Origin of the sequence: Paracoccus sp. J55, from assembly GCF_000513975.1 — a bacterium.
Lineage (GTDB): Bacteria > Pseudomonadota > Alphaproteobacteria > Rhodobacterales > Rhodobacteraceae > Paracoccus.
The window spans coordinates 1-25922 of sequence record NZ_AZVA01000021.1; the positions used below are offsets into that span (position 1 = coordinate 1).

A 25922-nucleotide genomic window follows, 5' to 3' on the forward strand; every position below is an offset into this window, starting at 1 on the left:
CCGCGACCCTGCCATTTTCGGGGCGATCCGCCAGGAGCTTGGCCGCCAGCGCGACGAGATCGAGCTGATCGCGTCCGAGAACATCGTTTCGAAGGCGGTGCTTGAGGCGCAGGGCTCGGTCCTGACCAACAAATATGCCGAAGGCTATCCCGGCAAGCGCTATTACGGCGGCTGCCAATATGTCGACGTGGTCGAGGAGCTGGCCATCGAACGCGCCAAGCAGCTCTTCGATTGCGGCTTCGCCAATGTCCAGCCGAACAGCGGCAGCCAGATGAACCAGGCGGTGTTCCTGGCGCTGCTGCAGCCGGGCGACACCTTCATGGGGCTCGACCTGAATTCGGGCGGCCACCTGACGCATGGCTCGCCGGTCAACATGTCGGGCAAGTGGTTCAACGTCGTCAGCTACGGCGTGCGCCAGCAGGACCAGCTGCTGGACATGGAGGAGATCCGCAAAAAGGCCCATGAGACGAAGCCCAGGCTGATCCTGGCCGGCGGCACCGCCTATTCGCGGATCTGGGACTGGGCCGAATTCCGCAAGATCGCCGACGAGGTGGGCGCCTGGCTGATGGTCGACATGGCCCATATCGCCGGGCTGGTGGCGGGCGGCCAGCATCCCTCGCCGCTGCCGCATGCCCATGTGGTGACCACGACCACGCATAAATCGCTGCGCGGCCCGCGCGGCGGCATGGTGCTGACCAACGATGCCGAGATCGCCAAGAAGATCAACTCGGCCGTGTTCCCCGGCCTGCAGGGCGGCCCGCTGATGCATGTGATCGCCGCCAAGGCGGTGGCCTTCGGCGAGGCGCTGCGCCCCGAGTTCAGGGACTATGCCGCGCAGGTCGTCGCCAATGCCCGCGCCATGGCGGACGAGCTGATGCGCGGCGGCATCGACATCGTCTCGGGCGGCACCGACAACCACCTGTGCCTGGCGGACCTGCGCCCCAAGGGCGTGACCGGCAAGGCGACCGAGGCGGCCCTGGGCCGCGCCCATATCACCTGCAACAAGAACGGCGTGCCCTTCGATCCCGAGAAGCCCTTCGTGACCTCGGGCATCCGTCTGGGCGCCCCGGCCGGCACCACGCGGGGCTTCAAGGAGGAGGAGTTCCGCCAGATCGCCCGCTGGATCGTCGAGGTGGTGGACGGGCTGGCCGCGCATGGCGAGGCGGGCAATGCCGAGGTCGAGGCCCGCGTCAAGGCCGAGGTCGAGGCGCTTTGCGCGCGCTTCCCGCTTTACAGCGGCATGTGAGCCCGCCGCGGCGCAGGCTCAGACCAGCCCGCGCCGCACCATGATCCACAGCGCAACGCAGGCCAAAAGCAGCAGCCCGAAAAGAACGCTGGACGCCAGGGAGAGCGCGCCGCCCTGCAGCCGCGATCCCTGCCCCAGCGGCCGCAGATAGCCCGTCAGCGCCCTGTGCGCCCGCGCCAGCCGCTCGAAATCGACCTGCCGCGCCAGCTTCGGCTGGCCTGCCATGCGGTCGGCCTCGGCCATGAAGCGCGCCTCGCGCCGCAGGCGCCGCGGCAGCGCCCCGCCGCGCTTGCGCAGCATGCTTTCCAGATCGGCCTGCTGGCCGCGCCGCAGGCCGCCGAACCGCGCCGCCATCAGGCTGGCCACCTCGTCGGCCATCGGCCGGATCCTCTCGATGCCCATCGCCCCCACCAATCCCGTTTTTCGGCAAGGCTAACGCCTCTGGCGCCGCTTCGCCAGTGCCGTTAGGTTGCGGGCCATGATGCTGAACACGACCGTCACAGGAACAGATTCGGATCGGCCGCCGGTGCTGCTGGCACATGGGCTGTTCGGTTCGGGGCGCAATCTGGGCGGCCTCGCCCGCCGGCTGGCCGAGACCCGGCGGGTGATCTCGGTCGACATGCGCAACCATGGCGACAGCTTCCACGACGCCGATCACGGCTATCCCGCCCTGGCGGGCGACCTGGCCGAGGTGATCGCCGCGCAGGGCGGCCAGGCGGACGTCCTGGGCCATTCGATGGGGGGCAAGGCCGCGATGATGCTGGCGCTGACCCGCCCGGAGCTGCTGCGCCGCCTGGTGGTCCTGGACATCGCGCCCTTTGCCTATGGCCACAGCCAGAGCGACCATATCGATGCGATGGAAGCGGTGGACCTGACCGGCCTGCGCCTGCGCTCCGAAGCCGATGCGCGGCTGGCCGAACGGATCGCCGATCCGGGCGTGCGCGCCTTTCTGCTGCAATCTCTGGACCTGAAGGCCGATCCGCCGCGCTGGAAGTTCAACCTGCCCGCGCTGCGCGACCAGATGCCCCGGCTGACCGGCTGGCCCGACGTTCCCAAGGGCAGCTTTACCGGTCCGGCCCTGTTCCTTGCCGGCGCGGAGTCGGACTATTGCCGGGCGCCGCAGGTCCAGGCGATCCGCGAGCATTTCCCGCAGGCCGAGATCCGCGTCATTCCCGGCGCCGGGCATTGGCTCCATGCCGACCGCCCGGCCGAGATTGCCGAGGCGGTCGCGGAATTTCTGGACTGACCGGGCCGCAACGCCCCCGGTGCAGGTTCAGCCGCCGGGACAGCGCAGCGACAGCCGCGCCTCGCCGGTATCGCCGGGAATGCGGCTGCGCAGGCTGTTCGGGATCGCCGTGCAGCCGGTCGTGCGCTCGGCCGCGATCACCATGAGCGCCGGCACCGGCGCGCGTTCGCGGCGCGTCAGATAGCCCAGCCGGATCACCTCTGCCTGGGGGCCGTCGTGAAACACGGCGAAGCGGATCCCGTCCAGCGTGATGTCGTGCCGCGTGGCGCCCAGGAATTGCGGTGCCGGCGAGGCGCAGGCCGAAAGGAACAGGACAAGCATCAGAATCATACGCATGCCGCCTGTCTAGCAGCCCGCGGTTAAGAGGCCGTTAACGCCCGCCGGAACCGGCTTCGGTCGCGGGCGTTATAACCGGAAAGCAAACCCTGGCAGGAGATTGAATATGCAACGAATCCTTCATGCGGCGCCTGTGCTTGCCCTGCTTGCTCTGGCCGCCTGCCAGACGGTGCAGGGGGCGGGACGCGACATTCAGAGCGCAGGGCAGGTGATCACGCGGGAAAGCCACGAGGCCCAATCCGGCATGTGATCGCGGCCTTAACCCCGCGGCGCGCAGCCGGCGCAGAACGGCGTATCGGGCAGCAGGTCCAGCCTTGCCGGCTGGACGGTGTCGCCGCAGCGCGTGCAGAACCCGTATTCGCCCTCTTCCATGCGGCGAAGGGCGGCGTCGATCCGGCGCAACTCGACCTGTTCGGCATTGCCAAGGGCTTGAAGGACCTCGTCATCCTCCTGCTCGACGGCGGCCTCTCCCCACTCCTGCGGCAGCGGGGCGTCGAGCTCGTCCCGGATGCGGGCAAGATCGGCGACGATGGCCTCGCGGCGCGCGGCGAGAGTGGCCTTGCGGGCATTCAGATCCATGCAGATTCTCCTGTCGGCTGCCGATTCAAAGCATGATCCGGCGATGCCGCCTTTGATTTGCATCAATCCGCGACCTTTTTCCTGCGACCGGCCCGGTCCGGCAGGCGGCACCGAGCCGGGCATCGGCCGGGATCCGCCGGAAACCCCGCTGCGGGCGGGTCATTCCTTGCCGATTGCGGCGGGGGACGCCGCGCTCTGGCTTGAGGGGGTTCTTGGCTGGTTTAGGCTTCGCGCAGAAACGAGCAGCAAGAAAGGAACAAAAAATGCGTCGGATTCTGACGATCGGTTTGCTGATGGCAGGGATGGCGGTCGCAGGCTGCGAAACCATGCAGGGCGCGGGGCGCGACATGCAGACCGCCGGGCAACTGCTGAGCGAGCAGGCCGCCAACAGCCAGGTGCAGATGGGACAGGACCCCTATGCGCCGCCGCCAGTGACAGCGGCACCCGCGCCCTACTGACCCAGGATATCGCCGCCGCGAAAACGCTGGCGGGCGGTGCTGCGAAGCCGGGCAGGCGCGGCGGCGGCCATGCGGCCAACGCCGGCCGGTTTGCGGCATCGGCCGACGATGGCCGGCCCCTTCCGGGCAAGGCCAGGGTGTCCAACCGCGCTTCCGGCCGGCCGGGATCGAGATCCCCTTTCAGCGCCGCCGCGCGAGGTCACGAGCCATGGCGGGGATATCGAGGCGCAGCAGGCTGGGACGCCGAACGGGCCGCCCTCGCGGCGATGGGAAGACGGCGCCCCGCAGCACCCGGCGCGCCAAGGCCAAGGCTGCGCAGACCGCCACGCCGCAGCGGATGAACGGTGTGCCCGGCGGTCCCGAGCTGCCGCGAGCGGCAGGAGAGGCCAAGACCGGCGACCGGGACGATGGTGTCAGGTCGCGAAGGCCCGGAGCATGACGGCAAGAGGCATAGCGGGGGGCATGGCCTTGCAGCCTGGTCGAGAGAGAGGGGGACGCGGCCTTGTCTTCTCAGCCGTCCATCTTCAGCGCCTGGATGAAGGCGGTCTGCGGGATCTCGACCTTGCCGAACTGGCGCATCTTCTTCTTGCCGGCCTTCTGTTTCTCCAGCAGCTTCTTCTTGCGGGTCGCGTCGCCGCCGTAGCATTTCGCGGTCACGTCCTTGCGCATCGCCGACAGCGTCTCGCGCGCGATGACGCGGCTGCCGATGGCCGCCTGGATCGGGATCTTGAACATGTGCCGCGGGATCAGCTCCTTGAGCTTTTCCACCATCGCCCGGCCGCGCGATTCGGCGCGGTCGCGATGCACCATGATCGACAGCGCGTCCACCGGCTCATCGTTCACCAGAATCGACATCTTCACCAGATAATCCTCGCGGTATTCGCTGATCTGGTAGTCGAAGCTGGCATAGCCCTTGGTCACGGATTTCAACCGGTCGTAGAAGTCGAACACCACCTCGGCCAGCGGCAGGTCATAGACCACCATGGCGCGGTTGCCGGCATAGGTCAGGTCCATCTGGATGCCGCGCCGGTCCTGGCAGAGCTTGAGCACGTCGCCCAGGTATTCGTCCGGCACCATGATCGTGGCCTTGATGCGCGGCTCCTCGATATGGTCGACATAAGTCAGGTCGGGCATGTCGGCGGGGTTGTGCAGCTCGCGCACCTCGCCGTCGCGCATGTGCAGCCGGAACACCACCGAGGGCGCGGTGGTAATCAGGTCCAGGTCGTATTCGCGCTCCAGCCGGTCGCGGATCACTTCCAGGTGCAGCAAGCCCAGGAAGCCGCAGCGGAAGCCGAAGCCGAGCGCGGCCGAGGTCTCCATCTCGTAGCTGAAGCTGGCGTCGTTCAGGGCCAGCTTCTCGATGGCGTCGCGCAACGCCTCGAAGTCGTTGGCATCGACCGGGAAGAGGCCGCAGAACACCACCGGCTGGGCGGGCTTGAAACCCGGCAGCGGCTTATCGGTGCCCTTGCGCTCATGCGTGATGGTGTCGCCGACGCGGGTGTCGCGCACCTGCTTGATCGAGGCGGTCAGCACGCCGATCTCGCCCGGGCCAAGCTCGGCGATGTCCTGCATCTGCGGACGCAGCACGGCGAGCTTGTCGATGCCGTAGACGGCATTGGTCTGCATCATGCGGATGCGGTCGCCCTTGCGGATCACCCCGTCCATGACCCGGATCATCACCACGACGCCCAGATAGGGGTCATACCACGAATCGACCAGCATCGCCTTCAGCGGCGCGTCGCGGTCGCCCTTGGGGGCCGGCAGGCGGGTGACGATGGCCTCAAGCACGTCGGGGATGCCCAGCCCGGTCTTGGCCGAGATCTCGATGGCGTCATGGGCATCGATGCCGATCACGTCCTCGATCTGCTCCTTGACGCGGTCGGGCTCGGCGGCGGGCAGGTCGATCTTGTTCAGCACCGGCACGATCTCGTGCCCGGCATCGATGGCCTGATAGACATTGGCCAGCGTCTGCGCCTCGACCCCCTGCGTCGCATCCACCACCAGCAGGCTGCCCTCGACCGCGCGCATGCTTCGGCTGACCTCATAGGCGAAGTCCACATGGCCGGGGGTATCGATCAGGTTCAGCACATAGGTGCGCCCGTCCTTCGCCGGATATTCGATGCGCACGGTGTTGGCCTTGATGGTGATGCCCCGCTCGCGCTCGATATCCATGCTGTCGAGCAGCTGGGCCTTCATGTCGCGTTCGGCGACCGTGCCCGTCAGTTGGATCAGCCGGTCGGCCAGGGTGGATTTGCCGTGGTCGATATGGGCCACGATCGAGAAATTGCGGATGAGGTCAAGGTCGGTCATGGCCGGGCTATACTAGGGCTTTGGCGTTGCGGAAAGAGGGTTCATGCGGCGGTGACGAAACCGGCCTCGCGCAGCCGGCGGCGGCGCAACGCGGCCTCGCGCCACATGGTGTAGCAGCCCGAGGCGACGATGATCGCGGCGCCGGTCAGCGTCGGCGCATCCGGACGCTCGCCAAAGACCAGGAAGGCGAGGATCAGGGCGAAGACCAGCCGCGCATAGCGATAGGGGGCGAGCGCCGAGGCCTCGCCCAGCCGGGTGGCGGCCACCAGCAGCGCATAACCCCCGACGCCGACGGTGATGCAGGCCAGGAACAGCAGCCATTGCCGCAGGCTCGGCATGACGAAGTCCTGCCCCAGCACCAGCCCCATCAGCACCGAGGCGATCAGGATGGCGAAGAAGGCCGAGGCGGCGAGCTGGTCGGAATGGATATGCGCCGGCACGCGGCGGGTGGCGATGTCGCGGGCCGCCAGCCCCAGCACCGCCAGCAGCGCCATCAGCGACACCGGCTGGAACCCCGCCAGCCCCGGCCGGATCACCAGCAGCACGCCGAGGAAGCCGGCGATGATCGCGCTCCAGCGCCGCCAGCCGACCGGCTCGCCCAGAAACAGCGCCGCGCCCAGCACGATGGCCAGGGGCAGCGCCTGCATGATCGCCGAGGTCGATGAGAGTTCCGTCAGCGCCAGCGCCACGACGATGCCGATCGAGCCCACCGCCTCCATCAACCCGCGGAACAGCACGATGGGGCGGATCAGGTCGCGGGTGAACAGCCGCCCGCCCTTGAGCTTCAGCATGGCGCCGAAGGCGAGAAAGCCCAGCAGCCCGATCAGGCCCAGCACCTGCGCATAGGGCAGTTCGGCCGCAAGCAGCTTGATGAACATGTCCTCGAAGGCGAAGAGCACCATCGAGACGACCATCAGGATCGCGCCACGGAAGTTTTCGGTGACCATCGGTCGCAGCCTCATGAGGGGGAGTTGCGCCCGCGGCGCCGCGACGCGATCATAGGCTGGTTCCCGGGCAAGTGAAAGTCCGGGCGGGCAAGGGGATGAACCGATGAAATTCCGCGTCGAGGATATGAGCTGCGGCCATTGCACCACCGCCATCGAAAAGGCGGTGGCCGAGGCGGGGGGCCGGGCCGCCTGCGACCTGCCTTCGCGCAGCGTCGCGGTCGAGGGGCTGGATGCCGCCCGCGCCGAGCAGGTGATTCGCGAGGCGGGCTATACTCCACAGCCCGCCTGACGGCATATCTTGCGGTCCCGGCGGCCGCAGCCGCCATCCTTGGCACGGCCCGGCGTGCCTGCCGCAATTGAGAGGCAATGCGGCTTCTGCTAAGCTTTCCCGGATAAGATCCGCGGCCGAAAGAGGGTGCCCAGCCCCGCCGCCGCGGCATGAGCCGAGGAGACAGAGATGTTCAACCGAGTGATGATCGCCGCCGCGGCGGTGGTGCTGACCGCGCCGCTCGCCGTCGCCGGTCCGATCGATTCCGCCTGCGTGCGTTCCGAACGCGGCGCCCGCAACGGCCAGGCTTGCCGCTGCATCCAGCAGGTCGCCGACCAGACGCTGTCGCGCGCCGACCAGCGCCGCGCCGCCCGCTTCTTCCGCGACGCCGATGCGGCGCAAGAGGTGCGGATGTCGAAAAGCGACGCCGACAACGCCTTCTGGGCGCGCTACAAGAATTTCGCCGCCACGGCCGAGGCCTATTGCTCGAACTGAGGCGCCGATGCGGATCACCGTCCTGACCGGGGCCGGCATCTCGGCCGAAAGCGGGATCCGCACCTTCCGCGCCACGGACGGCCTGTGGGAAGCGCATCGCATCGAGGATGTGGCCACACCCGAGGGCTTCCGGCGCGACCCCGTGCTGGTGCATCGCTTCTACAACATGCGCCGCGCCGATGCCGCCCGCGCCCAGCCCAATGCCGCGCATCGCGCGCTGGCCCGGCTGGCGCAGCATCACCAGGTCACGCTGGTCACCCAGAACGTCGACGATTTGCACGAACGCGGCGGCTCGCCCGAAGTGATCCACATGCATGGCAGCCTGCTGGGCGCGCTCTGCGCCGGCTGCGGGCATCGCTGGCCGGCGGCGCTGGTGATGCGGGCGCTGGACCCCTGCCCCGGCTGCGGCAAGGCGCTGACCCGGCCCGACATCGTCTGGTTCGGCGAGATTCCCTATCACATGGAGCGGATCTGGGCGGCGGTCGAACAGGCCGAGATCTTCGCCGCCATCGGCACCTCCGGCCAGGTCTATCCGGCTGCCGGGCTCGCGCAGCACGCCCGCCGCGCCGGCGCCCGCACGGTGGAACTGAACCTGGCCGCCTCGGCCGTCGCAGGCGATTTCGCCGAGCACCGCACCGGCCCCGCGACCGAGATGGTGCCGGCCTGGGTGGACGCGCTCTGCGGCTGAGCCTTTCCGCATCTTCTCTGTTTTCCAAATACCCGGGGGAATGCCGGGCCGGCCCCGTCGAGGGGTCGGCCCGGCGTGGGGGCAGAGCCCCCGCCGCCCCCGCCGCGCTTGACCACGGCGCCGCGATCGGCCACCCCTTGCCTGCCGAAACCCGAAAGTCCGCAGATGACCCGAACCATCCTCGCCAATGCCCGCCTGATCCTGCCCGAGACCGTGACTCCCGGGGCCGTGGTGATCGAGGACGGCGCCGTCGCCGAGATCCTGCCGGGCGCGGCCGTCCCCGCCGGCGCCCTGGACATGGGCGGCGACTTCCTCGCCCCCGGCATGGTCGAGCTGCATACCGACAATCTCGAGCGCCACATGCGCCCGCGCCCGGGCGTGAACTGGCCCCATGCCGGCGCCATCCTGGCGCATGACGCGGAACTGGCGGGCTGCGGCATCACCACCGTCTTCGACGCCATGCGCGTGGGCTCGATCCCGAGCGAGGGGCCGGACGAGGATTACGACAAATATGCCCGCGAGCTGGCGCATGAACTGGCCGCCATCCGCGCCCGCGGCGTGCTGCGCATCAGCCATTTCCTGCATCTGCGCGCCGAGGTCTGCTCGCAGACCCTGCTGGCCGAGCTGGACGAGTTCGGCCCCGAAGACCGGGTCGGGATCATCAGCCTGATGGACCACACCCCGGGCCAGCGCCAGTTCCGCGACATCGCCAAGCTCGCGCAATACGTGCAGGGGAAATACAAGCTTTCCGACGCGGAATTCGCCGATCACGTCGCCCGGCTGAAGGCCCTGCGCACCCGGTTCGGCGATGCGCATGAGGCGGCGGCGGTCGAGATCGCGCATCGGCTGGGCGCGGTGCTGGCCAGCCATGACGACACCACCGCCGAACATGTAGCGGTCTCGGCCGGCCACGGCGTGCGTCTGGCCGAGTTCCCGACCACGCCCGAGGCGGCGACAGCCTGTCACGCCCATGGCATCATGGTGATGATGGGGGCGCCGAACCTGATCCGCGGCGGCAGCCATTCCGGCAATGTCTCGGCCGCCGATCTGGCGCGGGCCGGGCATCTGGATATCCTCAGCTCGGATTACGTGCCCTCGGCCCTGCTGGCCGGGGCGCTGATCCTGGCGCGGATCTGGGACGACCTGCCGCGCGCCATGGCGACGGTCACCGCCAATCCGGCCCAGGCGGCGGGGCTGGTGGATCGCGGCCGGATCGCGCCGGGGCTGCGCGCCGACCTGATCCGCTTCGCGATGATGGACGACACCCCGGTGATGCGCGAGACCTGGGTGCGCGGTCGCCGCGTCTGACTCCATCTTACTTGCGTAAATTCGCATATATCTTGATCTGGATCAAGCCACGCCGCTTCCGGCCGGGCTAGCACGGGCCTGCCGGAAAAGGAGGGCGATCCATGAGCTACAAGACCAAGATCGACGGAATGCGGGGCGAGTTGCGGGTGATGAACAGGGCCATCCCCGAGGCGATGCAGGGATTCGGCGTGCTGTCGAAGGCGGTGCATGACGGCGGCGCGCTGGACCTCAGGACAAAGGAGATGATCGCGCTCGGCATGGCCGTCGTGCAGCGTTGCGAGCCCTGCATCCTGTTCCATGTCGAGGCGTTGATGAAGGCCGGCGCCAGCCGCGAGGAACTGGCCGAGGTGCTGGCCATGGCGATCCAGATGAGCGGCGGGCCGGGCATGATGTATGCCGGCCACGCGCTGGCCTGCTGGGACGAACTGGCGGCGGGCTGATCCCGCCGCCGCATTTCCGACAAGGCCGTTTCGGCGTTTCGACCCGGGCCGAAGGCACCGCCCGGTCAGGTGATGACGTCGGGCTGGGTGCGGCCGGTGCGCTCGCGGATGCCGGCGATCTCGTCGGCGGCGGCGATGATGCCGGCCAGCGCGCCCTGCGGCTCGTCCTGCATCCGGGCCGGGTCGGTCTCGACCCGCTCCAGGTAGACGCGCAGCGTCGCGCCCTCCGTCCCGGTGCCCGAGAGCCGCAGCACGATGCGCCCGCCGCCCTCGGTCAGGATGCGCAGGCCCTGGCCTTCGGTGCGCGAGCCGTCCACCGGGTCGTCATAGGCGAACTCGTCCGCCGCCTCGATGCGCAGCCCGGCGGCGGTCTGGCCCGGCAGATCGGCCAGGCGCGCGCGCAGCGCCGCCATCAGCTCGCCGGCGGCGCCGGCATCCACAGCCTCGTAATCGTGGCGGGAATAGTAGTTGCGGCCGTATTGCGTCCAGTGGTCCTGCATGATCTCGGCCACCGACTGCCGGCGCTCGGCCAGCAGGTTCAGCCAGAACAGCACCGCCCAAAGCCCGTCCTTTTCCCGCACATGGTCCGAGCCGGTGCCGGCGCTTTCCTCGCCGCAAAGCGTGGCGCGGCCGGCATCGAGCAGGTTGCCGAAGAACTTCCAGCCGGTCGGCGTCTCGTAGCAGGCCACGCCCAGGCTTTCCGCCACCCGGTCCAGCGCCCGCGAGGTCGGCATGGACCGCGCCACCCCCTTCAGCCCGCCGGCATAGGCCGGGACCAGCGTCGCATTCGCCGCCAGCACCGCAAGGCTGTCCGAGGGCGTGACATAGCAGTTGCGGCCGACGATCATGTTGCGGTCGCCGTCGCCATCCGAGGCGGCGCCGAAATCCGGCGCGTCGGGGCCGAACATCGCATCCATCAGCTCCTTGGCCCAGATCGGGTTCGGATCGGGATGGCCGCCGCCGAAATCCGGGCTCGGGACGGCATTCACCACCGAGCCCGCGGGCGCGCCCAGCTCGCCTTCCAGGATCGCCCTGGCATAGGGGCCGGTCACCGCGTGCATGGCGTCGAAGCGGATGCGGAAGCCGTCCGCGAACAGCGCGCGGATCTTGCCGAAGTCGAAGATCGAGCGCATCAGCTCGGCATAGTCGGCGACGGGATCGACGACCTCGATCTCCATGCCGCCCAGGGTCGTGATGCCCGGCCGGGACAGGTCGACGTCCTGCGCGTCGAGGATACGGTATTCGGTCAGGGTCTTGGTGGCCCCGAAGATCGCCTCGGTCACCGGCTCGGGGGCCGGGCCGCCATTGCCGATATTGTATTTGACGCCGAAATCCTCGGTCGGGCCGCCGGGATTGTGGCTGGCGGACATGATGATGCCGCCATCCGCCCCGCGCAGCCGGATCAGGTGCGAGGCGGCGGGGGTGGAAAGCAGCGCGCCCTGCCCGACGATCACCTTCTTCGCGCCGCTGGCCGCCGCCATGCGCAGGATGACCTGCGCGGCGCGGTCGCCGAAATAGCGCCCGTCGCCGCCCAGCACATAGGTCTTGCCCGCGGCGCCGCCGGTGCCGTTCCAGATCGCCTGCACGAAGTTTTCCAGGTAATGCGGCTGCATGAAGACCGGGGTCTTCTTGCGCAGGCCCGAGGTGCCGGGCTTTTGCCCCGCGATGGGCTTGGTCGGGACGGTGTGAACGGTCATTGACCTCTCCTTAGCGTTCGTGGTCGCGCATGATGCTGGCAGTCCGCGCGACCGAGGGCAATGCCGGGAAATCCCCGGCCGCCACCGGCAGGCGCAGTTGCCAGTTCGGATATTCGCCGACCGTGCCGGGCAGGTTCGGCTGGTCGGCCATGTCGAGCAGCAGTTCCGCCTGCACCGCCACCAGACGCGACGGCGTGCGGGCCAGGAAGCCGTGCAGCGCATCGATACCGGGATCGGGCAGCAGCCGGTCGAAGGCGGCGACCTCCTCGGCGCGTTCTTGCTGCCCGGCGGCGGTTTCCTGCCCGGCGATGCGGGCGCGGGCCTCGACGTCGGCGCCCTGCCGCCAGCCGCGCCAGGTCGGCAGGTCGTGGGTCGAGAAGCTGGCGATGGCGTCCCGGTCATAGGATTCGGCCGGGCGGAAGGCGGGCGGATGCCAGCCCTCGCGCTCGAACATCGCCACGCGGCAGCCGAGGATGCCGGAAACCGCCAGCGCCTCGCGCAGGCCGTCGGGGATGTTGCCCAGATCCTCGCCGACGATCACCGCATTGCCGGCGCGCGCCGCCTCGATCCGGGCCACGGCCAGCATGGCGTCGCGCGGCATGGCGACATAGGCGCCGGGCGCGGCATCAGGCACCCAATAGGCGCGCTCGAAGCCCAGGATGTGGTCGATGCGCAGCACGCCGGCGAATTGCAGCTGGCGGCGCAGGGTTTCGGCCAGCGGCGCATAGGCTTGGGCACGCAGGCCCATGGGGTTGAAGGGCGCGAGGCTCCAGTTCTGCCCCTGCGGGGCGAAGGCATCGGGCGGCGCGCCGAGCGAGGCGCCGAAGGCGAAGCTCGCGCGGTCCACCCATGTTTCGGCGCCGAAGGGATGGGTGCCGACAGCGAGGTCCAGATAGAGCCCATGCGCCATGCCGCCGTCGCGCGCCGCCTGCCCGGCCGCCGCCAAGGCCCGCTCGGCCCGCCATTGCAGCCAGGCGTGAAAGCGCATCTCGCCGGCCAGTTCCGCCCGCGCAGCGATGGCGGCGGGCGTGTCGGGCGAGGCGAGGGTCGCCGGCCAGTCGCCCCAGAAGGCCCCCAGCCGGGCCGAGAGCGCCTGATGCAGGGCGAAGCGTTGCAGGCCCTCGCCCTCCGCCGCCTGCCAGGCGTCGAAACCGGGATCGCCGGGAAAGGCGTCGTATTCCGCCCGCAGCGCCGCCATGCGGGCCGGGATGTCGCGGGCATAGTCGATGCGCGGGCCGGGGGTGCCGGGGCCGCCGGGCAGGTGGATCACGTTCAGCCGCCGGCGATGCGAGGGGGTATAGGGGCTGAACAGCTGCGGCTCGGTCGGAAAGCCGGCATGGACCGGGTTGATGCCGAGGAATGCCGCCCCTTGCCGGCCCATCCCCTTGGCCAGCACCGCAAGGTCGGCATAGCTGCCGATCCCGCTTTCCGAGATGCCGTAGAGCGGCGCGACCAGCCCCCAGCAGCGCGCCGGCCCCGGCAGGCGCGGCGGCGCGGCGAGCAGCGTATAGTCCCGGCCCCCGGCCCGCAGGCGGTGGATGCCCAGCGGCAGCTCGGGCAGCGGGCCGTTTCCCTCGGCCTCGGTGCCATCCTCGAAGGTCAGCCGCCAGTCGCCGACGGCCAGGTCCGGGCGCGCACCGGCGGCGCAGATCACGTCCTGCGGCAGGCGGTCGGCATGGTCGTCCAGCGCCGCCTGCGCCTCGGCCGCGGTGGGCACGGCAAGGCCCATGGCAGCCAGCAGCGCCACCGCCGTCTCGACCGAGGTCTCGCGCCATCGCCCGGCAAGGTCGTGAAAGCCCGGCAGCACGCCCATGCGCCCGGCCAGGGTCAGGCGCGGATCAGTCATCCGCGCGCTCCAGATCGAAGGCGAGGGTCGACTGGCCGTCCACCGCCAGCCGCTCGGCCTCGACCACATGCGGGGCCAGGTCGGGGCGGCTGGTGTCCAGGTGCAGCCGCCAGCGCCAGCCCTCGGGGCGCTCGGGCAGCACCACATCCAGCGGGGCACCGTTGTTGAAGACCAGAAACAGCGCCTCCTCGCGCTGCGCATAGTCGGGGGTGCCGGCGGCCATGCGCAGCTCGGCGCAAAGCACGCGCAGCTCGGGGTTGCCCCAATCGGCCGGGGTCATCTGCGCGCCGTCCGGGCGCAGCCAGAACAGGTCGGGCAGCCCGTCGGTCAGGCGCGGCCGCGAATGCAGGAAGCGTTTCTGCCGCAGAATCGGATGGGCGCGGCGAAAGGCGATCAGCCGGCGGGTGAAGTCCAGGAAGGCCGGGTCGGCGCCCTGCCATTGCACCCAGCCGATCTCGTTGTCCTGGCAATAGGCGTTGTTGTTGCCGGCCTGCGAATTGCCCAGCTCGTCCCCGGCCAGCAGCATCGGCGTGCCCTGCGACAAAAGCAGCGTCGCCAGCAGGTTGCGGCGCCGCCGCGCGCGGGCGTCCAGGATCGCGGGGTCGTCGCTGGGCCCCTCGGCGCCCATGTTGTCCGAGAAATTCTCGGAATGGCCGTCGCGGTTCTCCTCGCCATTGGCGGCATTGTGTTTTTCGGAATAGCTGACCACGTCCATCAGCGTGAAGCCGTCATGCGCGGTCAGGAAGTTCACCGAAGCCGTGGCCGGCCGGCCGGAATGATCGAACTGCCGGGCGGAACCCGCCATGCGGTCGGCCAGTTCCGGCACCTGCCGGGCGTCGCCGCGCCAGAAGCGGCGGATGCCGTCGCGATACTTGTCGTTCCATTCCAGGAAGGGCGGCGGGAAGCCGCCCAGCTGATAGCCGCCGGGGCCGATGTCCCAGGGCTCGGCGATCAGCTTCACCCGCGTCAATACCGGGTCCTGCCGGATCGCATCGAAGAACGAGGCGCTGCGGTCGAAGCCGCCCCGCACCCGCCGGCCCAGCGTGGCGCAAAGGTCGAAGCGGAAGCCGTCCACATGCATGACCTCGACCCAATAGCGCAAGGAATCCATGACCATGCGCAGCACCATCGGGTGGTTGACGTTCAGCGTGTTGCCGGTGCCGGTGTCGTTGATGTAATAGCGCGGATCCTCTTGCAGCCGGTAATAGCTGCGATTGTCGAGGCCGCGGAAGCTCAGCGTCGGGCCAAGCTCGTTGCCCTCGCCGGTGTGGTTGTAGACCACGTCCATGATCACCTCGATGCCGGCGGCATGCATGCGGGCGACCATGTGCTGGAATTCGGCGATCTGGTCCTTGGCCAGATAGCGCGGATCGGGGGCGAAGAAGCCGAGCGTCTGGTAGCCCCAATAGTTCACCAGCCCCTTTTCCAGCAGGAAACGGTCGTTCAGGAAGGCCTGCGCCGGCAGCAGCTCCAGCGCGGTGATGCCCAGGGATTGCAGGTGATCGAGCACCGGGTCCGAGGCGAGGCCCAGGAATGTGCCGCGATGCGGCACGTCCGGGTGCAGCTGCGTCAGGCCCTTGACATGGGCTTCGTAGATCACCGTCTCGGCAATGTCGCGGTGCGGCGGCTGGTCGGGGCCCCAGGCGAAGGACGGGTCCTCGACCACGCAGCGCGGCATGAAGCGGGCGCTGTCGCGCTTGTCGAAGCTCAGGTCGCCCTCGGGCGCGCCGACCGTATAGCCCATCAGCGCGTCGTGCCAGACCGGATGCCGGGTCAGCCGCTTGGCATAGGGGTCGAGAAGCAGCTTGTGATAGTTGAAGCGGTGCCCCTCGGCCGGCGCATAGGGGCCGTCGGCGCGCAGCCCGTAAAGCTGGCCGGGGCGCAGGCCGGGGACATAGCCGTGCCAGACGTCGCCGTCGCGTTCCGGCAGGTCCAGCCGGTGCGTCTCGGCCCGGCCGTCGGGCGAAAACAGGCACAGCGTCACCCGCCGCGCATGTTCCGAGAACACGGCGAAGTTTACGCCCTCGCCGTCGAAGGTGGCGCCCAGCGGTTCCGCCCGGCCCTCGAGGATGCGCAGCTGGGTCATCAGGCGGCCATCGCCCCGAACAGATCGGCATAGGCGCGGGCGGAAGCGTCCCAGCCGACCGGTTGCGCCATGGCATTGCACATCATGCGCTGCCACACGGCAGGCTGGCGCCAGAGCGCGCAGAGCCGCGACAGCGCCCGGGACAGCGCCCGGGCATCGACCGGGTGGAATTGCACCCCGGTTGCCACGCCCGCAGCCAGCCCCGCCGCCGAGGCGTTGATGACGGTATCGGCCAGCCCGCCGGTCAGCGCCACCAGCGGCAGGGTGCCGAAGCGCAGCCCGTAAAGCTGCGTCAGCCCGCAAGGCTCGAAGCGCGAGGGCACCAGGATGGCGTCGCCGCCGGCGATCATGCGGCGCGACAGCGGCTCGTCATAGCCCAGCCGCAGCGCAACGCCGGGATGGCGGGCGGCGGCCTGCGAAAACGCCGCTTCCAGCCCGGGGTCGCCCGAGCCCAGCACCGCAAGCTGGCCGCCGTTTTCCAGCAGCGCCGGCAGCGCCTCGATCAGCAGGTCCAGCCCCTTCTGCCCGGTCAGGCGCGAGACGACCACGCAAAGCGGCCCCTCGGCCTCGGGCAGGCCGAATTCCTTGCGCAGCGCCGCGCGATGCGGCGCCTTGCCTTCGGGCGTGGCATAGGGCGGCTTCCAGGCGTCCAGATCGATGCCGTTCAGGATGCCGGTGAAATCGCCGGCGCGGTCGGCCAGCACGCCCTCCATCCCCATGCCGAATTCCGGGGTCATCAGCTCTTCGGCATAGGTCGGGCTGACGGTCGAGACCTTGTCGGCAAAGACGATCCCCGCCTTCAGCGCCGAGATCCGGCCCCAGTATTCGAAGCCGCGCGGGTTGAAGAGATGCGCCGGCAGTTGCAGCGCCGAGAGCATATGCGCCGGCGCGAGGCCCTGAAAGGCGATGTTGTGGATGGTCAGCAGCGTCCGCACGTCCCGCACCCCGGCTTGGCGCAGATAGACCGGGGCCAGCCCCGCCTGCCAGTCGTGCAGGTGCAGCACCTGCGGGCGCCAGTCCTCGACCCCCTCGGCGGCGATCAGCGCGGCGGCCTTGGACAGCGCGGCGAAACGCTGCGGATTGTCGGGCCAGTCGCGGCCGTCCGGCCCCAGATAGATGCCGCCCTGCCGGTCGAAAAGATGCGGCGCATCGAGGATGTAAAGCACCGCATCCCCCAGTGCGCCGCGCCGGATGCAGGCCGGAGCGCCGAACAGCTCCGGGATCTCGCGCACGACCGGCGCCTTGGCCGCGGCCCCCAGCACCGCCGGATAGCCGGGCAGCAGCACCCGCATCCCGACCCCGTGCCCGGCCAGCGCCGCCGGCAGCGCCCCCGCCACGTCGGCAAGGCCCCCGGTCTTGACCAGCGGCACGCATTCCGAGGCGACGGACAGAACCCTCATAAAGACGCTTCCCTTCGATCCAGCATGTCCTGCGTGATCAGCGTGACGCCGCCTTCCGAGACGCGGAACCATTTCGCGTCCTCGTCGGGGTCCTCGCCGACCACGAGCCCTTCGGGGATTCTGACGGCGCGGTCAATGACCACATTGGTCAAACGCGCGTGTCGGGCAACATTGGCGTAAGGCAGCACCACCGCGCGTTCCAGGCTGGAATAGGAATTGGTATGGACCTGGGTGAACAACAGCGACTCGCGGATCTCGCTGCCCGAGATGATGCAGCCGCCCGAGATCAGCGAGCTGACGGCGCTGCCGCGGCGATCCGGCTCGTCATGGATGAACTTGGCGGGCGGCACCAGCTCGGAATAGGTCCAGATCGGCCAGTCGCGGTCCCATAGGTTCAGGTCGGGGTTGAAGTCGGTCAGGTCGATATTCGCCCGCCAGAAGGCGTCGACCGTGCCCACGTCGCGCCAATAGACCGGATCCTCGGGCGCACGCACGCAGCTGTCGGCAAAGCGATGCGCCTGCGCCTTGCCATTCTTCACGATGGCCGGGATCAGGTCGTTGCCGAAATCATGGCTGGAATTGTCGTCCTGCATGTCGCGGATCAAGAGGTCGCGCAGGAAGTCCCAGCGGAACACATAAATCCCCATCGAGGCCAGCGTCACATCCGGGTCGTCGGGCGTGCCGGGCGGGTCCTTGGGCTTTTCCAGGAAGCTGGTGATGACGTCCTTGCCGTCCACCGCCATGACGCCGAAGGCCGAGGCCTCGGCCCGCGGCACGGTCAGGCAGCCGATGGTCACGTCCGCGCCCGCCTCGACATGGTGGCGGATCATCAGCTCGTAATCCATCTTGTAGATATGGTCGCCGGCCAGGATCAGCACATAGTCCACGCCATAGCTGTCGATGATGTCGATGTTCTGCGCCACCGCATCCGCCGTGCCGCGATACCACATCGATTCGTCGTAGCGCTGGGACGCGGGCAGGATGTCGAGGAATTCGTTGCGCTCGGCGCGAAAGAAGTTCCAGCCGCGCTGGACATGGCGGATCAGGCTGTGGGCCTTGTATTGCGTGGCCAGCGCCATCTTGCGGATGCCCGAGTTCAGCGCGTTCGACAGCGCGAAGTCGATGATCCGCGACTTGCCGCCGAAATAGACCGCGGGCTTGACCCGCTTGTCGGTTAGCTCGCGCAGGCGCGAGCCGCGGCCGCCGGCCAGAATGAAGGCCATGGATCGTCTGGAAAGCCTTTCCTCACGCTGGGCCATCTCTATCCCCTCCCTCTTTACCCGGCGCCTGCGCGCGGGATGGTTACACCGTATCGTCCTTCACGAAGATCAGCGTCGAAAGCGGCGGCAGCACCAGGTCGGCATGGGCGGGCTGGCCGTGGCTTTCGCCCGGCAGGGCGGCGACGTGGCCCAGATTGCCGCGCCCGGCCCCGCCATAGACCTCGGCATCGGTGTTCAGCACCTCGCGCCACCGGCCCGCCTGCGGAAAGCCCATGCGCCAGCCGCTGCGCTCGACCGGGGTGAAGTTGCAGACCACCACCACCTCGGGATCGCCCGGGCCGCCGCGCCGCAGCCAGGCATAGATGGAATGGGCGGCGTCATTGGCCTCGATCCACTGGAAGCCGGCGCCGTCGCAATCCTTCGCGTAAAGCGCGGGCGTTGCGCGATAGATCGCGTTCAGGTCGCGCACCAGCAATTGCATGCCGTAATGCAGCGGGTTGCCGATGCAGGCCCAGTCGATCTCGGCATCGTGGTTCCATTCCGAGCCTTGGGCGAACTCCTGGCCCATGAATAGCAGCTTCTTGCCCGGATGGCCCCACATGAAGCCGTAATAGGCGCGCAGGTTGGCGAATTTCTCCCATTCGCTGCCGGGCATCTTGGCCAGCATCGAGCCCTTGCCGTGCACCACCTCGTCATGGCTGATCGGCAGGATGAAATTCTCGGAAAAGGCGTAATGCAGGCCGAAGGTCATCTGGTGGTGATGGTGCTTGCGATGGATCGGCTCGCGCTTGATGTAATCCAGCGTGTCGTTCATCCAGCCCATGTTCCACTTGAAGCCGAAGCCCAGGCCCCCTTCATGCACCGGCCGCGAGACCTTGGGGTAGCTGGTCGATTCCTCGGCCACGGTCATGATGCCCGGTTCCTCGCCATAGGTCAGGCGGTTCATCTCCTGCAGCATGGCGATGGCTTCGTAATTCTCGCGCCCGCCGTCCTTGTTGGGGATCCATTGCCCCTCGGCGCGGGAATAGTCGCGATAGAGCATCGAGGCCACCGCATCCACCCGCAGCCCGTCGAGGTGATATTCCCGAAGCCAATAAAGCGCGTTCGAGGTCAGGTAGTTCATCACCTCGGCCCGGCCGTAATTGTAGATCAGGGTATTCCAGTCCTGGTGAAAACCCTCGCGCGGGTCGGCATGTTCGTAAAGCGCGGTGCCGTCGAACTGCACCAGCCCGTGCGGATCGGTCGGGAAATGGCCGGGCACCCAGTCCAGGATCACCCCCAGCCCCGCCTTGTGCGCCGCGTTCACCAGGTCGCGGAATTCGTGCGGCGGGCCGAAGCGGATGGTCGGCGCGAACAGCCCGACCGGCTGATAGCCCCATGAGCCGTCAAAGGGATATTCGCTGATCGGCAACAGCTCGATATGGGTAAAGCCCATGTCGCGGGCGTAATCGACCAGCTCCACCGCCGCCTCGCGATAGGAGATCGGCCGGCCGCCGTCCTTCCTGCGCCAGCTGCCCAGATGCACCTCGTAGATCGAGATCGGGCGGTCGATGCGCTGCGCCGCGGCCCGCGTGCCCATCCAGCCGCCATCCGACCAGCCATAGCCCGCGATGTCGCGCACCACCGAGGCGGTGGCCGGCGGATGCTGGGCGCCGAAGCCGACCGGATCGGCCTTTTGCGCCAGCCCGCCATAGGCGCCGAGGATCTCGTATTTATAGGCCGTGCCCTCGCCCAGGCCGGGCATGAAGATCTCCCACACGCCGGTCGCGCCGCGCCGGCGCATGACATGGCGGCGGCCGTCCCAGGCGTTGAAATCCCCGATCAGCGAAACGCGGCGGGCATTGGGCGCCCAGACCGCGAAATGCGTGCCGCGCGTGCCCTGCTGTTCGATCACATGCGCGCCGAGCGCCTGCCAGAGCCGCTGGTGCCGCCCCTCGCCCAGCAGGTGTTCGTCAAGCTCGCCCAGGACCGGGCCGAAGCGATAGGCGTCCTCGACCAGCCATTCCTCACCGTCGCGGCGGCCCCGCAACAGATAGGGCTTCGCGCCCGGCACCTTGCCGTGGAACAGACCGGGATAGCCCTCGACCGGCGCCAGCGGATGCGCCTTGCCGCCTACGACGGCCGCCATCTCCTGCGCGCCGGGATCGAAGGCGGTGACATGGCGGACGCGGTCCCGCAGATGCGGGCCAAGGACCGCGAAGGGATCGTCGAAGCGCCCCGCGACGACGCGGTCCAGCACCGCGGGGTCGGCGACGTCTTTCGGGTCGATCTGCGCCATGGTTCCCCCTTGCGGCATCACTCCTGCCCGAGCAGGCTTTGCGCGTTCCAGATGTCCTGCATGTAGCCGCGGATGGTGCGATCCGACGAGAACCAGCCCGAGCGTGCCACGTTCAGCGCCGCCATGCGCGTCCATTCCGTGCGGTTGGCATAGGCGAAATCGACCTCGCGCTGCGCCCGCCAGTAATCGGCGAAATCCGAGGCGACGAGGAAATAATCCGCCCGCGTCAGGTTCTCGACGATATTCGCATAGCGGTCGGGCTCGCCCGCGCTGAAGGCGCCGCTGCGGATCGCCTCGACGGCGCGGGGCAGGCGCGGGTCGCCGGCGACCGCCTTCGCGGCATGATCGGGGACGGCGCGGCGGGCCTCGGCCTCTTCGGCGGTCAGGCCGAACAGGAAGAAGTTCTCGGCCCCCACGCGCTCGCGGATCTCGACATTGGCGCCGTCGAGCGTGCCGATGGTCGGCGCGCCGTTCAGGGCGAATTTCATGTTGCCGGTGCCCGACGCCTCCTTGCCGGCGGTGGAAATCTGTTCGGAGAGGTCGGCGGCCGGAATCAGCCGCTCGGCCAGGGTGACGTTGTAATTCGGCAGGTAGATCACCTGCAGCTTCCCGTTCGTGGCCGGATCGGCATTGATGACGGCGGCCACGTCGTTGATCAGCCGGATGATGTCCTTGGCGAAGAAGTAGCCGGGCGCCGCCTTGCCGCCGAAGATCTTGACCCGCGCCGTCCAGTCGGCCGAGGGGTTCTCGCGCATCTCCTGCCACAGCGCGATGGCTTCGAGGATGTTCAGATGCTGGCGCTTGTATTCGTGGATGCGCTTGATCTGCACGTCGAACAGCGCCTGCGGATTCAGCGTCACGCCATGTTCGCGGGTGATCCAGTCGCACAGGTCGGCCTTGTTGGCGGCCTTCACGGCGGCGAATTCCTCCAGCCAGCCGGCATCGGCGGCATGGGGTTCCAGCGCCTGCAACTGCTCCAGATCGCCCACCCAGCCGTCGCCGATGGTCTGGGTGATCAGCCGCGACAGGCGCGGATTGCAGCCCAGCAGCCAGCGCCTTGGGGTGACGCCGTTGGTCTGGTTCACGATGCGGTCGGGCCAGATGCGGTGCTGGTCGGCAAAGACCGTGGTCTTCATCAACCCGGTATGCAGGGCCGAGACGCCGTTGACGCGGTTCGACAGGATGAAGGACAGCTCGCCCATCCGCACCTTGCCATCGCCGCGCGCCGTGTTGCGGCGGTCGGAATGTTCGCGTGCATCCTCAGCGTCGATGCGGTCGATGATCTGCAGGTGGCGCGGCAGCAGGTCCGAAAACAGCCCCTCGCCCCAGCTTTCCAGCGCCTCGGGCAGCAGCGTGTGGTTGGTGTAGTTCACGCAGCCGCGGGTAATCGCCAGCGCCTCGTCGAAGGGCAGGCCGCGTTCGTCATGCAGGATGCGCAGCAGTTCCGGCGCGGCGACGGCCGGATGGGTGTCGTTCATCTGGATCGCCACCTTCTGCGGCAGCAGGCGCAGGTCGGCGTGATCGGCCTCGAAGCGGCGCAGGATGTCACGGATCGAGGCGGCCGAGAAGAAATATTCCTGCGTCAGCCGCAGCCGCTTGCCTGCTTCGGTCGAATCCTCGGGATAGAGCACGCGCGAGATGGTGCGCGCCAGCGCCTCGGCCTCGGCGGCCGCGGTGAAGTCGCCGGCGTTGAAGCGGTCCAGGTCGAAGGGATCCACCGCCCGCCCGGCCCAGAGCCGCAGCGTATTGGCCCAGGCCCCGCGCCAGCCGATGACCGGCGTGTCATAGGCCTCGGCCTGCACGAAATTCTCGGGCTCCCAGACCGCGCGGCCGTCGCGGGTCGCGACCCGGCCGCCGAAGCCCAGGGTGAAGCGCGCCTCGGGGCGTTCGAACTGCCAGACGAAGGGCTGTTCCAGCCAGTCCTCGGGCGCTTCCACCTGCCGCCCCTCGGCGAAGCTCTGGCGGAACAGCCCGTGTTCGTAGCGGATGCCGTAGCCATAGGCCGGGCAGCCCAGCGTGGCGAGCGACTCCATGAAGCAGGCTGCCAGCCGCCCCAGCCCGCCATTGCCGAGCGCCGCGTCGGGCTCGTCCAGCAGCACGTCGGAATAGGCGAGGCCGAAGCTTTCGATCGCCGCCTGCGCCTCGTCGGCCAGTTGCAGGTTGACGATATTGTCCTGAAGCAGCCGGCCGATCAGGAATTCCATCGACAGGTAATAGACCCGCTTGGCATCGGCGCGATAGGTGGCGCGGGTCGACGCCATCCAGCGGTCCACGATACGGTCGCGCACCGCATGGCTCAGCGCCAGCCGCCAGTCGAAAAGCTGCGCGTGATCCGGGTCCTTGCCCAGCGTATAGGTCAGGTGCCACAGGATCGCGTCGCGGAAATCGCTCTTGGGCATCTCGTCCTTGGCCATGCTTTCCCCTGTCCAGTCATCGCGCCCGCAAGGAAATCCGGGGCTTTCCCTCGACTCTGCTTAAAGCACGACAGACTGCAAGCCGTGCAAGGGAAAATGTTAGCGTTAACCGATTTTCGGCGGAACATGGCAGAAACGCCCCGGCCGGGCGGGGCGCCGAAAAACCCGGCCGCGACCGGTCATTTTCGAGATATCGGCTTCACGCTGCTGAACAGGTTCGGAATTCGCGGCCTGCCGGAATTTTGGTCAGAAATCCAGCCCCAGATCCAGCGTGCGGGCGGAATGGGTCAGCGCCCCGACCGAGATGTAGTCCACCCCCGTCGCCGCCACCTCGGCCACGCGGCCGAGTCGCATGTTGCCCGAGGCTTCCAGCACCACGCGGCCCGCGGTCATCGCCACCGCCTCGCGCAGGTCCGCCGTCTCCATGTTGTCCAGCAGCACGATATCGGCGCCGCCCTCCTCCAGCACCTCGGCGAGCTGGTCGAGGCGGTCCACCTCGATCTCGACCCGCATCATATGCGAGGCGCAGGCCTTCACGGCTTGCAGGACCGGCCGGATGCCGCCCGCCGCGGCGATGTGATTGTCCTTGATCAGGATCGCGTCCGACAGGCTGAAGCGGTGGTTGAAGCCGCCGCCATGCAGCACCGCCTGCTTCTCGACCAGCCGCAGGCCGGGGGTGGTCTTGCGGGTGCAGGTGATGCGCGCCTTCGTTCCCGCCGTCTCGGCCACGAATGCCGCCGTCTGGGTGGCGATGCCGGACAGCCGGCCGGCGAAGTTCAGCGCCACCCGTTCGGCCGAAAGGATCGAGGCCGCCTCGCCCTCGATCTCGGCCAGCGTGTCGCCGGGCTGGAAACGGCTGCCGTCGGGACGCTGGGGCCGCCAGTCCAGCGCGGGGTCGATCAGGCGAAAGGCGATGCCGGCCAGCTGCATCCCCGAGGCCACGCCCGCCTCGCGCGCCACGATCCGCGCCCGGTAACGGGTGCCGGCCGGGATCACCGTGCGGGTGGTGATGTCGCCATAGGTGCCCAGATCCTCGGTCAGCGCGGCGCGCAGCAGCGGCTCCAGCACCAGGTCGGGCAGCGGGGGCATCTCGGTCATGTCGTCTCCGGTTCAAGCGAGGCGCGCAGGGCCAGCGCCTGCGCCAGCGTCAGGCGCGAGCGGCGGCCTTCGGGCAGGGTCTGCGGGAAATCGGTGCGGCAATGCGCGCCGCGGCTTTCTTGCCGCATCAGCGCCGCGGCGGCGATCAGCGTGGCGGTGGCGGTCATGTTCAGCAGCGCCGGGCAATCGGGCTGCGCCGCCTCGATGGCGGCGATCTCGCGCAGGCAGCGGGTCAGGCCCCCGGCATCGCGCAAGACCCCCGCGCCCTCGGTCATGGCGCGGCGCAGGCGGGCGACCAGCGCCGGGTCGGGCACCGGGCCGGGCGGCAGGTCGGGCAGCGACACCGGGTCCGCGCCCTGCGCCGGGCCCAGCCGCGCCTCGATGGACAGCGCGCAGCGGCGGGCATAGACCAGCGCCTCCAGAAGCCCGTTCGAGGCCAACCGGTTGGCGCCGTGCAGCCCGGTCGAACTCGCCTCGCCGCAGACCCAGAGCCGGTCGAGGCTGGCGCTGCCGTCGCTGTCCACCGCCACGCCGCCCATGTGGTAATGCGCGGCCGCCGCCACCGGGATCGGCTCGCGCGTCGGGTCGATCCCCGCCCGCGCGCAGGCCCCCGCCACGGCCGGAAACTCGGTCAGGATGCGGTCGCCCAGGCAGGCGCGGGTGTCCAGCATCGGCCGCAGCCCGGCCTGGCTTTGCGCATAGATCGCACGCGCCACCACGTCGCGCGGCGCCAGTTCGGCATCGGGATGCACCGCCAGCATGAAGCGTTCGCCCAGCCGGTTGACCAGATGCGCGCCCTCGCCCCGCAGCGCCTCGGTCGCCAGCGGCGCCGGATCCTCGCCGCAATCGATGGCGGTGGGATGGAACTGCACGAATTCCGCATCGGCAATCTCGGCTCCGGCCCGCGCCGCCATGCCGATCACCTGGCCGCGGATGCGCGGCGGGTTGGTGGTCAGCGCATAAAGCCCGCCCGAGCCGCCGCCCGCCAGCAGCACCGCCGGCGCCCGGATCAGCAGCGGCGCCGAGCCTTGCGGGCCGGAAAGCGCCACCTCGACCCCCGTGACCCCGCCGTCCTCGACCCGCAGCCCGGTGGCCATGACGCCCTCCAGCACCTGCACCGAGGGGGCTTCGCGCAGGCAGGCGACCAGCGCCCGCATGATCTCGGCCCCGGCCTGGTCGCCGCGCACCCGCACGACGCGGGCGAAGCTGTGCGCCGCCTCGCGCGACAGCACATAGCCGCCATCCGGCCTGCGGTCGAAAGGGGTGCCGAGCCGGGTCAGGTCGAGGATATGCGCCCGCGCCTCCTCCGTGACCAGCGCCGCGACGGCGGGATCGACGGTGCCGGCGCCGGCGCGGAGCGTGTCGCGGGCATGGGCCTCGGCGCTGTCGGTGGGGTCCATGGCCGCCGCCACCCCGCCCTGCGCCCAGGCCGAGCTTGCGCCCTGGCCCAGCACCTCGGGCGAGATCATCAGCACCGGGCGCGGCGCCAGTTTCAGCGCCGCGTAAAGCGCGCCCAGGCCGGCGCCCACGATGACGACGCGGCCGGTCGAAACCTCGCGCAC

23 protein-coding genes are annotated in these 25922 nt (G+C 69.1%); 9 read left to right on the plus strand and 14 right to left on the minus strand.

Annotated elements, in window-relative coordinates; all coding sequences use genetic code 11:
• On the plus strand, positions 1–1246 hold a 1246-nt coding region (gene glyA, locus PARJ55_RS0115270), incomplete at its 5' end, for a serine hydroxymethyltransferase (protein WP_028713778.1).
• Between the two features lie 18 nt (positions 1247–1264).
• On the opposite strand, the gene PARJ55_RS0115275 is transcribed toward glyA, so the two are convergent.
• Entirely contained in the window at positions 1265–1624 is a 360-nt protein-coding gene (locus PARJ55_RS0115275; protein WP_230376230.1) for a hypothetical protein, read from the minus strand.
• A 100-nt stretch (positions 1625–1724) separates the two neighbouring features.
• On the opposite strand from PARJ55_RS0115275, the gene PARJ55_RS0115280 reads away from it, so the two are divergent.
• Positions 1725–2492 carry an alpha/beta fold hydrolase gene (locus tag PARJ55_RS0115280; RefSeq protein ID WP_156929502.1) on the plus strand — a complete coding sequence of 256 codons (768 nt, stop codon included), beginning with the start codon at positions 1725–1727 and terminating at the stop codon, positions 2490–2492.
• A gap of 27 nt (positions 2493–2519) precedes the next feature.
• On the opposite strand, the gene PARJ55_RS0115285 is transcribed toward PARJ55_RS0115280, so the two are convergent.
• Positions 2520–2822: a hypothetical protein gene (locus PARJ55_RS0115285; protein WP_028713827.1), complete on the minus strand. Its 303-nt coding sequence runs from the start codon at positions 2820–2822 to the stop codon at positions 2520–2522.
• 112 nt (positions 2823–2934) lie between these two features.
• On the opposite strand from PARJ55_RS0115285, the gene PARJ55_RS0115290 reads away from it, so the two are divergent.
• On the plus strand, positions 2935–3078 hold the full coding sequence (locus PARJ55_RS0115290; protein ID WP_028713828.1) for an entericidin A/B family lipoprotein: 144 nt from the start codon (positions 2935–2937) through the stop codon (positions 3076–3078).
• Between the two features lie 8 nt (positions 3079–3086).
• On the opposite strand, the gene PARJ55_RS0115295 is transcribed toward PARJ55_RS0115290, so the two are convergent.
• Positions 3087–3407 (minus strand): TraR/DksA C4-type zinc finger protein, encoded by a 321-nt coding sequence (locus tag PARJ55_RS0115295; RefSeq protein WP_028713829.1) that lies wholly within the window; start codon positions 3405–3407, stop codon positions 3087–3089.
• Between the two features lie 263 nt (positions 3408–3670).
• On the opposite strand from PARJ55_RS0115295, the gene PARJ55_RS22280 reads away from it, so the two are divergent.
• The gene (locus PARJ55_RS22280) at positions 3671–3865 is read left to right on the plus strand and encodes an entericidin A/B family lipoprotein (RefSeq protein WP_036714297.1); all 195 of its coding nucleotides are present in this window, start codon (positions 3671–3673) and stop codon (positions 3863–3865) included.
• A 510-nt stretch (positions 3866–4375) separates the two neighbouring features.
• Here PARJ55_RS22280 and lepA read toward each other — a convergent pair.
• Both lepA and PARJ55_RS0115310 read right to left on the minus strand, forming a co-directional pair.
• Positions 4376–6175 (minus strand): translation elongation factor 4, encoded by a 1800-nt coding sequence (lepA, locus tag PARJ55_RS0115305; RefSeq protein WP_028713830.1) that lies wholly within the window; start codon positions 6173–6175, stop codon positions 4376–4378.
• 41 nt (positions 6176–6216) lie between these two features.
• Complete coding sequence (locus tag PARJ55_RS0115310) at positions 6217–7122, minus strand: DMT family transporter (RefSeq protein WP_036697533.1); 906 nt, start codon at positions 7120–7122, stop codon at positions 6217–6219.
• Positions 7123–7225: 103 nt separating this feature from the next.
• Here PARJ55_RS0115310 and PARJ55_RS0115315 point away from each other — a divergent pair, with 103 nt between their 5' ends.
• The 5 genes from PARJ55_RS0115315 (at position 7226) to PARJ55_RS0115335 (ending at position 10321) form a co-directional block, all read left to right on the plus strand.
• Positions 7226–7411, plus strand: a complete 186-nt coding sequence (locus PARJ55_RS0115315) for a heavy-metal-associated domain-containing protein (RefSeq protein WP_028713832.1) — start codon at positions 7226–7228, stop codon at positions 7409–7411.
• A gap of 168 nt (positions 7412–7579) precedes the next feature.
• Positions 7580–7885, plus strand: coding sequence for a hypothetical protein (locus tag PARJ55_RS0115320; RefSeq protein ID WP_028713833.1), 306 nt, complete (start codon positions 7580–7582; stop codon positions 7883–7885).
• 7 nt (positions 7886–7892) lie between these two features.
• Complete coding sequence (locus PARJ55_RS0115325) at positions 7893–8573, plus strand: NAD-dependent deacylase (RefSeq protein ID WP_028713834.1); 681 nt, start codon at positions 7893–7895, stop codon at positions 8571–8573.
• A gap of 165 nt (positions 8574–8738) precedes the next feature.
• Positions 8739–9881, plus strand: a complete 1143-nt coding sequence (locus tag PARJ55_RS0115330) for an alpha-D-ribose 1-methylphosphonate 5-triphosphate diphosphatase (protein ID WP_028713835.1) — start codon at positions 8739–8741, stop codon at positions 9879–9881.
• 101 nt (positions 9882–9982) lie between these two features.
• Positions 9983–10321, plus strand: a complete 339-nt coding sequence (locus tag PARJ55_RS0115335) for a carboxymuconolactone decarboxylase family protein (RefSeq protein ID WP_028713836.1) — start codon at positions 9983–9985, stop codon at positions 10319–10321.
• A 65-nt stretch (positions 10322–10386) separates the two neighbouring features.
• On the opposite strand, the gene PARJ55_RS0115340 is transcribed toward PARJ55_RS0115335, so the two are convergent.
• The 9 genes from PARJ55_RS0115340 to PARJ55_RS0115380 all read right to left on the minus strand — a co-directional run bounded on the left by PARJ55_RS0115340 (position 10387) and on the right by PARJ55_RS0115380 (position 25922).
• Entirely contained in the window at positions 10387–12018 is a 1632-nt protein-coding gene (locus PARJ55_RS0115340; protein WP_028713837.1) for an alpha-D-glucose phosphate-specific phosphoglucomutase, read from the minus strand.
• Between the two features lie 10 nt (positions 12019–12028).
• Entirely contained in the window at positions 12029–13864 is a 1836-nt protein-coding gene (locus tag PARJ55_RS0115345) for a 4-alpha-glucanotransferase (RefSeq protein WP_028713838.1), read from the minus strand.
• The gene (glgX, locus tag PARJ55_RS0115350) at positions 13857–15950 is read right to left on the minus strand and encodes a glycogen debranching protein GlgX (protein ID WP_028713839.1); all 2094 of its coding nucleotides are present in this window, start codon (positions 15948–15950) and stop codon (positions 13857–13859) included. Before glgX ends, PARJ55_RS0115345 begins: the two co-directional genes overlap by 8 nt.
• Complete coding sequence (gene glgA, locus PARJ55_RS0115355; RefSeq protein ID WP_028713840.1) at positions 15950–17350, minus strand: glycogen synthase GlgA; 1401 nt, start codon at positions 17348–17350, stop codon at positions 15950–15952. Before glgA ends, glgX begins: the two co-directional genes overlap by 1 nt.
• Entirely contained in the window at positions 17347–18609 is a 1263-nt protein-coding gene (gene glgC / locus PARJ55_RS0115360) for a glucose-1-phosphate adenylyltransferase (protein WP_084637880.1), read from the minus strand. The genes glgA and glgC overlap by 4 nt, the downstream gene beginning before the upstream one ends.
• A 43-nt stretch (positions 18610–18652) precedes the next feature.
• Positions 18653–20848 (minus strand): 1,4-alpha-glucan branching protein GlgB, encoded by a 2196-nt coding sequence (gene glgB, locus PARJ55_RS0115365; RefSeq protein WP_028713842.1) that lies wholly within the window; start codon positions 20846–20848, stop codon positions 18653–18655.
• A 17-nt stretch (positions 20849–20865) separates the two neighbouring features.
• Positions 20866–23262: a glycogen/starch/alpha-glucan phosphorylase gene (locus PARJ55_RS0115370; protein ID WP_028713843.1), complete on the minus strand. Its 2397-nt coding sequence runs from the start codon at positions 23260–23262 to the stop codon at positions 20866–20868.
• Between the two features lie 246 nt (positions 23263–23508).
• Positions 23509–24360 carry a carboxylating nicotinate-nucleotide diphosphorylase gene (nadC, locus tag PARJ55_RS0115375; RefSeq protein WP_028713844.1) on the minus strand — a complete coding sequence of 284 codons (852 nt, stop codon included), beginning with the start codon at positions 24358–24360 and terminating at the stop codon, positions 23509–23511.
• Entirely contained in the window at positions 24357–25922 is a 1566-nt protein-coding gene (locus tag PARJ55_RS0115380; protein WP_028713845.1) for an L-aspartate oxidase, read from the minus strand. The genes nadC and PARJ55_RS0115380 overlap by 4 nt, the downstream gene beginning before the upstream one ends.

Excerpts from the sequence above, each read along its gene's own strand:
- lepA (WP_028713830.1), bottom strand. The coding sequence starts at position 6,175 with ATGACCGACCTTGACCTCATCCGCAATTTCTCGATCGTGGCCCATATC.
- PARJ55_RS0115275 (WP_230376230.1), bottom strand. The coding sequence starts at position 1,624 with ATGGCCGACGAGGTGGCCAGCCTGATGGCGGCGCGGTTCGGCGGCCTG.
- nadC (WP_028713844.1), bottom strand. The coding sequence starts at position 24,360 with ATGACCGAGATGCCCCCGCTGCCCGACCTGGTGCTGGAGCCGCTGCTG.
- PARJ55_RS22280 (WP_036714297.1), top strand. The coding sequence starts at position 3,671 with ATGCGTCGGATTCTGACGATCGGTTTGCTGATGGCAGGGATGGCGGTC.
- PARJ55_RS0115285 (WP_028713827.1), bottom strand. The coding sequence starts at position 2,822 with ATGATTCTGATGCTTGTCCTGTTCCTTTCGGCCTGCGCCTCGCCGGCA.
- PARJ55_RS0115370 (WP_028713843.1), bottom strand. The coding sequence starts at position 23,262 with ATGGCCAAGGACGAGATGCCCAAGAGCGATTTCCGCGACGCGATCCTG.
- PARJ55_RS0115325 (WP_028713834.1), top strand. The coding sequence starts at position 7,893 with ATGCGGATCACCGTCCTGACCGGGGCCGGCATCTCGGCCGAAAGCGGG.
- PARJ55_RS0115280 (WP_156929502.1), top strand. The coding sequence starts at position 1,725 with ATGATGCTGAACACGACCGTCACAGGAACAGATTCGGATCGGCCGCCG.
- PARJ55_RS0115315 (WP_028713832.1), top strand. The coding sequence starts at position 7,226 with ATGAAATTCCGCGTCGAGGATATGAGCTGCGGCCATTGCACCACCGCC.
- glgB (WP_028713842.1), bottom strand. The coding sequence starts at position 20,848 with ATGGCGCAGATCGACCCGAAAGACGTCGCCGACCCCGCGGTGCTGGAC.
- glgA (WP_028713840.1), bottom strand. The coding sequence starts at position 17,350 with ATGAGGGTTCTGTCCGTCGCCTCGGAATGCGTGCCGCTGGTCAAGACC.
- PARJ55_RS0115290 (WP_028713828.1), top strand. The coding sequence starts at position 2,935 with ATGCAACGAATCCTTCATGCGGCGCCTGTGCTTGCCCTGCTTGCTCTG.
- glgC (WP_084637880.1), bottom strand. The coding sequence starts at position 18,609 with ATGGCCCAGCGTGAGGAAAGGCTTTCCAGACGATCCATGGCCTTCATT.
- PARJ55_RS0115335 (WP_028713836.1), top strand. The coding sequence starts at position 9,983 with ATGAGCTACAAGACCAAGATCGACGGAATGCGGGGCGAGTTGCGGGTG.
- PARJ55_RS0115345 (WP_028713838.1), bottom strand. The coding sequence starts at position 13,864 with ATGACTGATCCGCGCCTGACCCTGGCCGGGCGCATGGGCGTGCTGCCG.
- PARJ55_RS0115295 (WP_028713829.1), bottom strand. The coding sequence starts at position 3,407 with ATGGATCTGAATGCCCGCAAGGCCACTCTCGCCGCGCGCCGCGAGGCC.
- PARJ55_RS0115330 (WP_028713835.1), top strand. The coding sequence starts at position 8,739 with ATGACCCGAACCATCCTCGCCAATGCCCGCCTGATCCTGCCCGAGACC.
- PARJ55_RS0115320 (WP_028713833.1), top strand. The coding sequence starts at position 7,580 with ATGTTCAACCGAGTGATGATCGCCGCCGCGGCGGTGGTGCTGACCGCG.
- PARJ55_RS0115340 (WP_028713837.1), bottom strand. The coding sequence starts at position 12,018 with ATGACCGTTCACACCGTCCCGACCAAGCCCATCGCGGGGCAAAAGCCC.
- glgX (WP_028713839.1), bottom strand. The coding sequence starts at position 15,950 with ATGACCCAGCTGCGCATCCTCGAGGGCCGGGCGGAACCGCTGGGCGCC.
- PARJ55_RS0115310 (WP_036697533.1), bottom strand. The coding sequence starts at position 7,122 with ATGGTCACCGAAAACTTCCGTGGCGCGATCCTGATGGTCGTCTCGATG.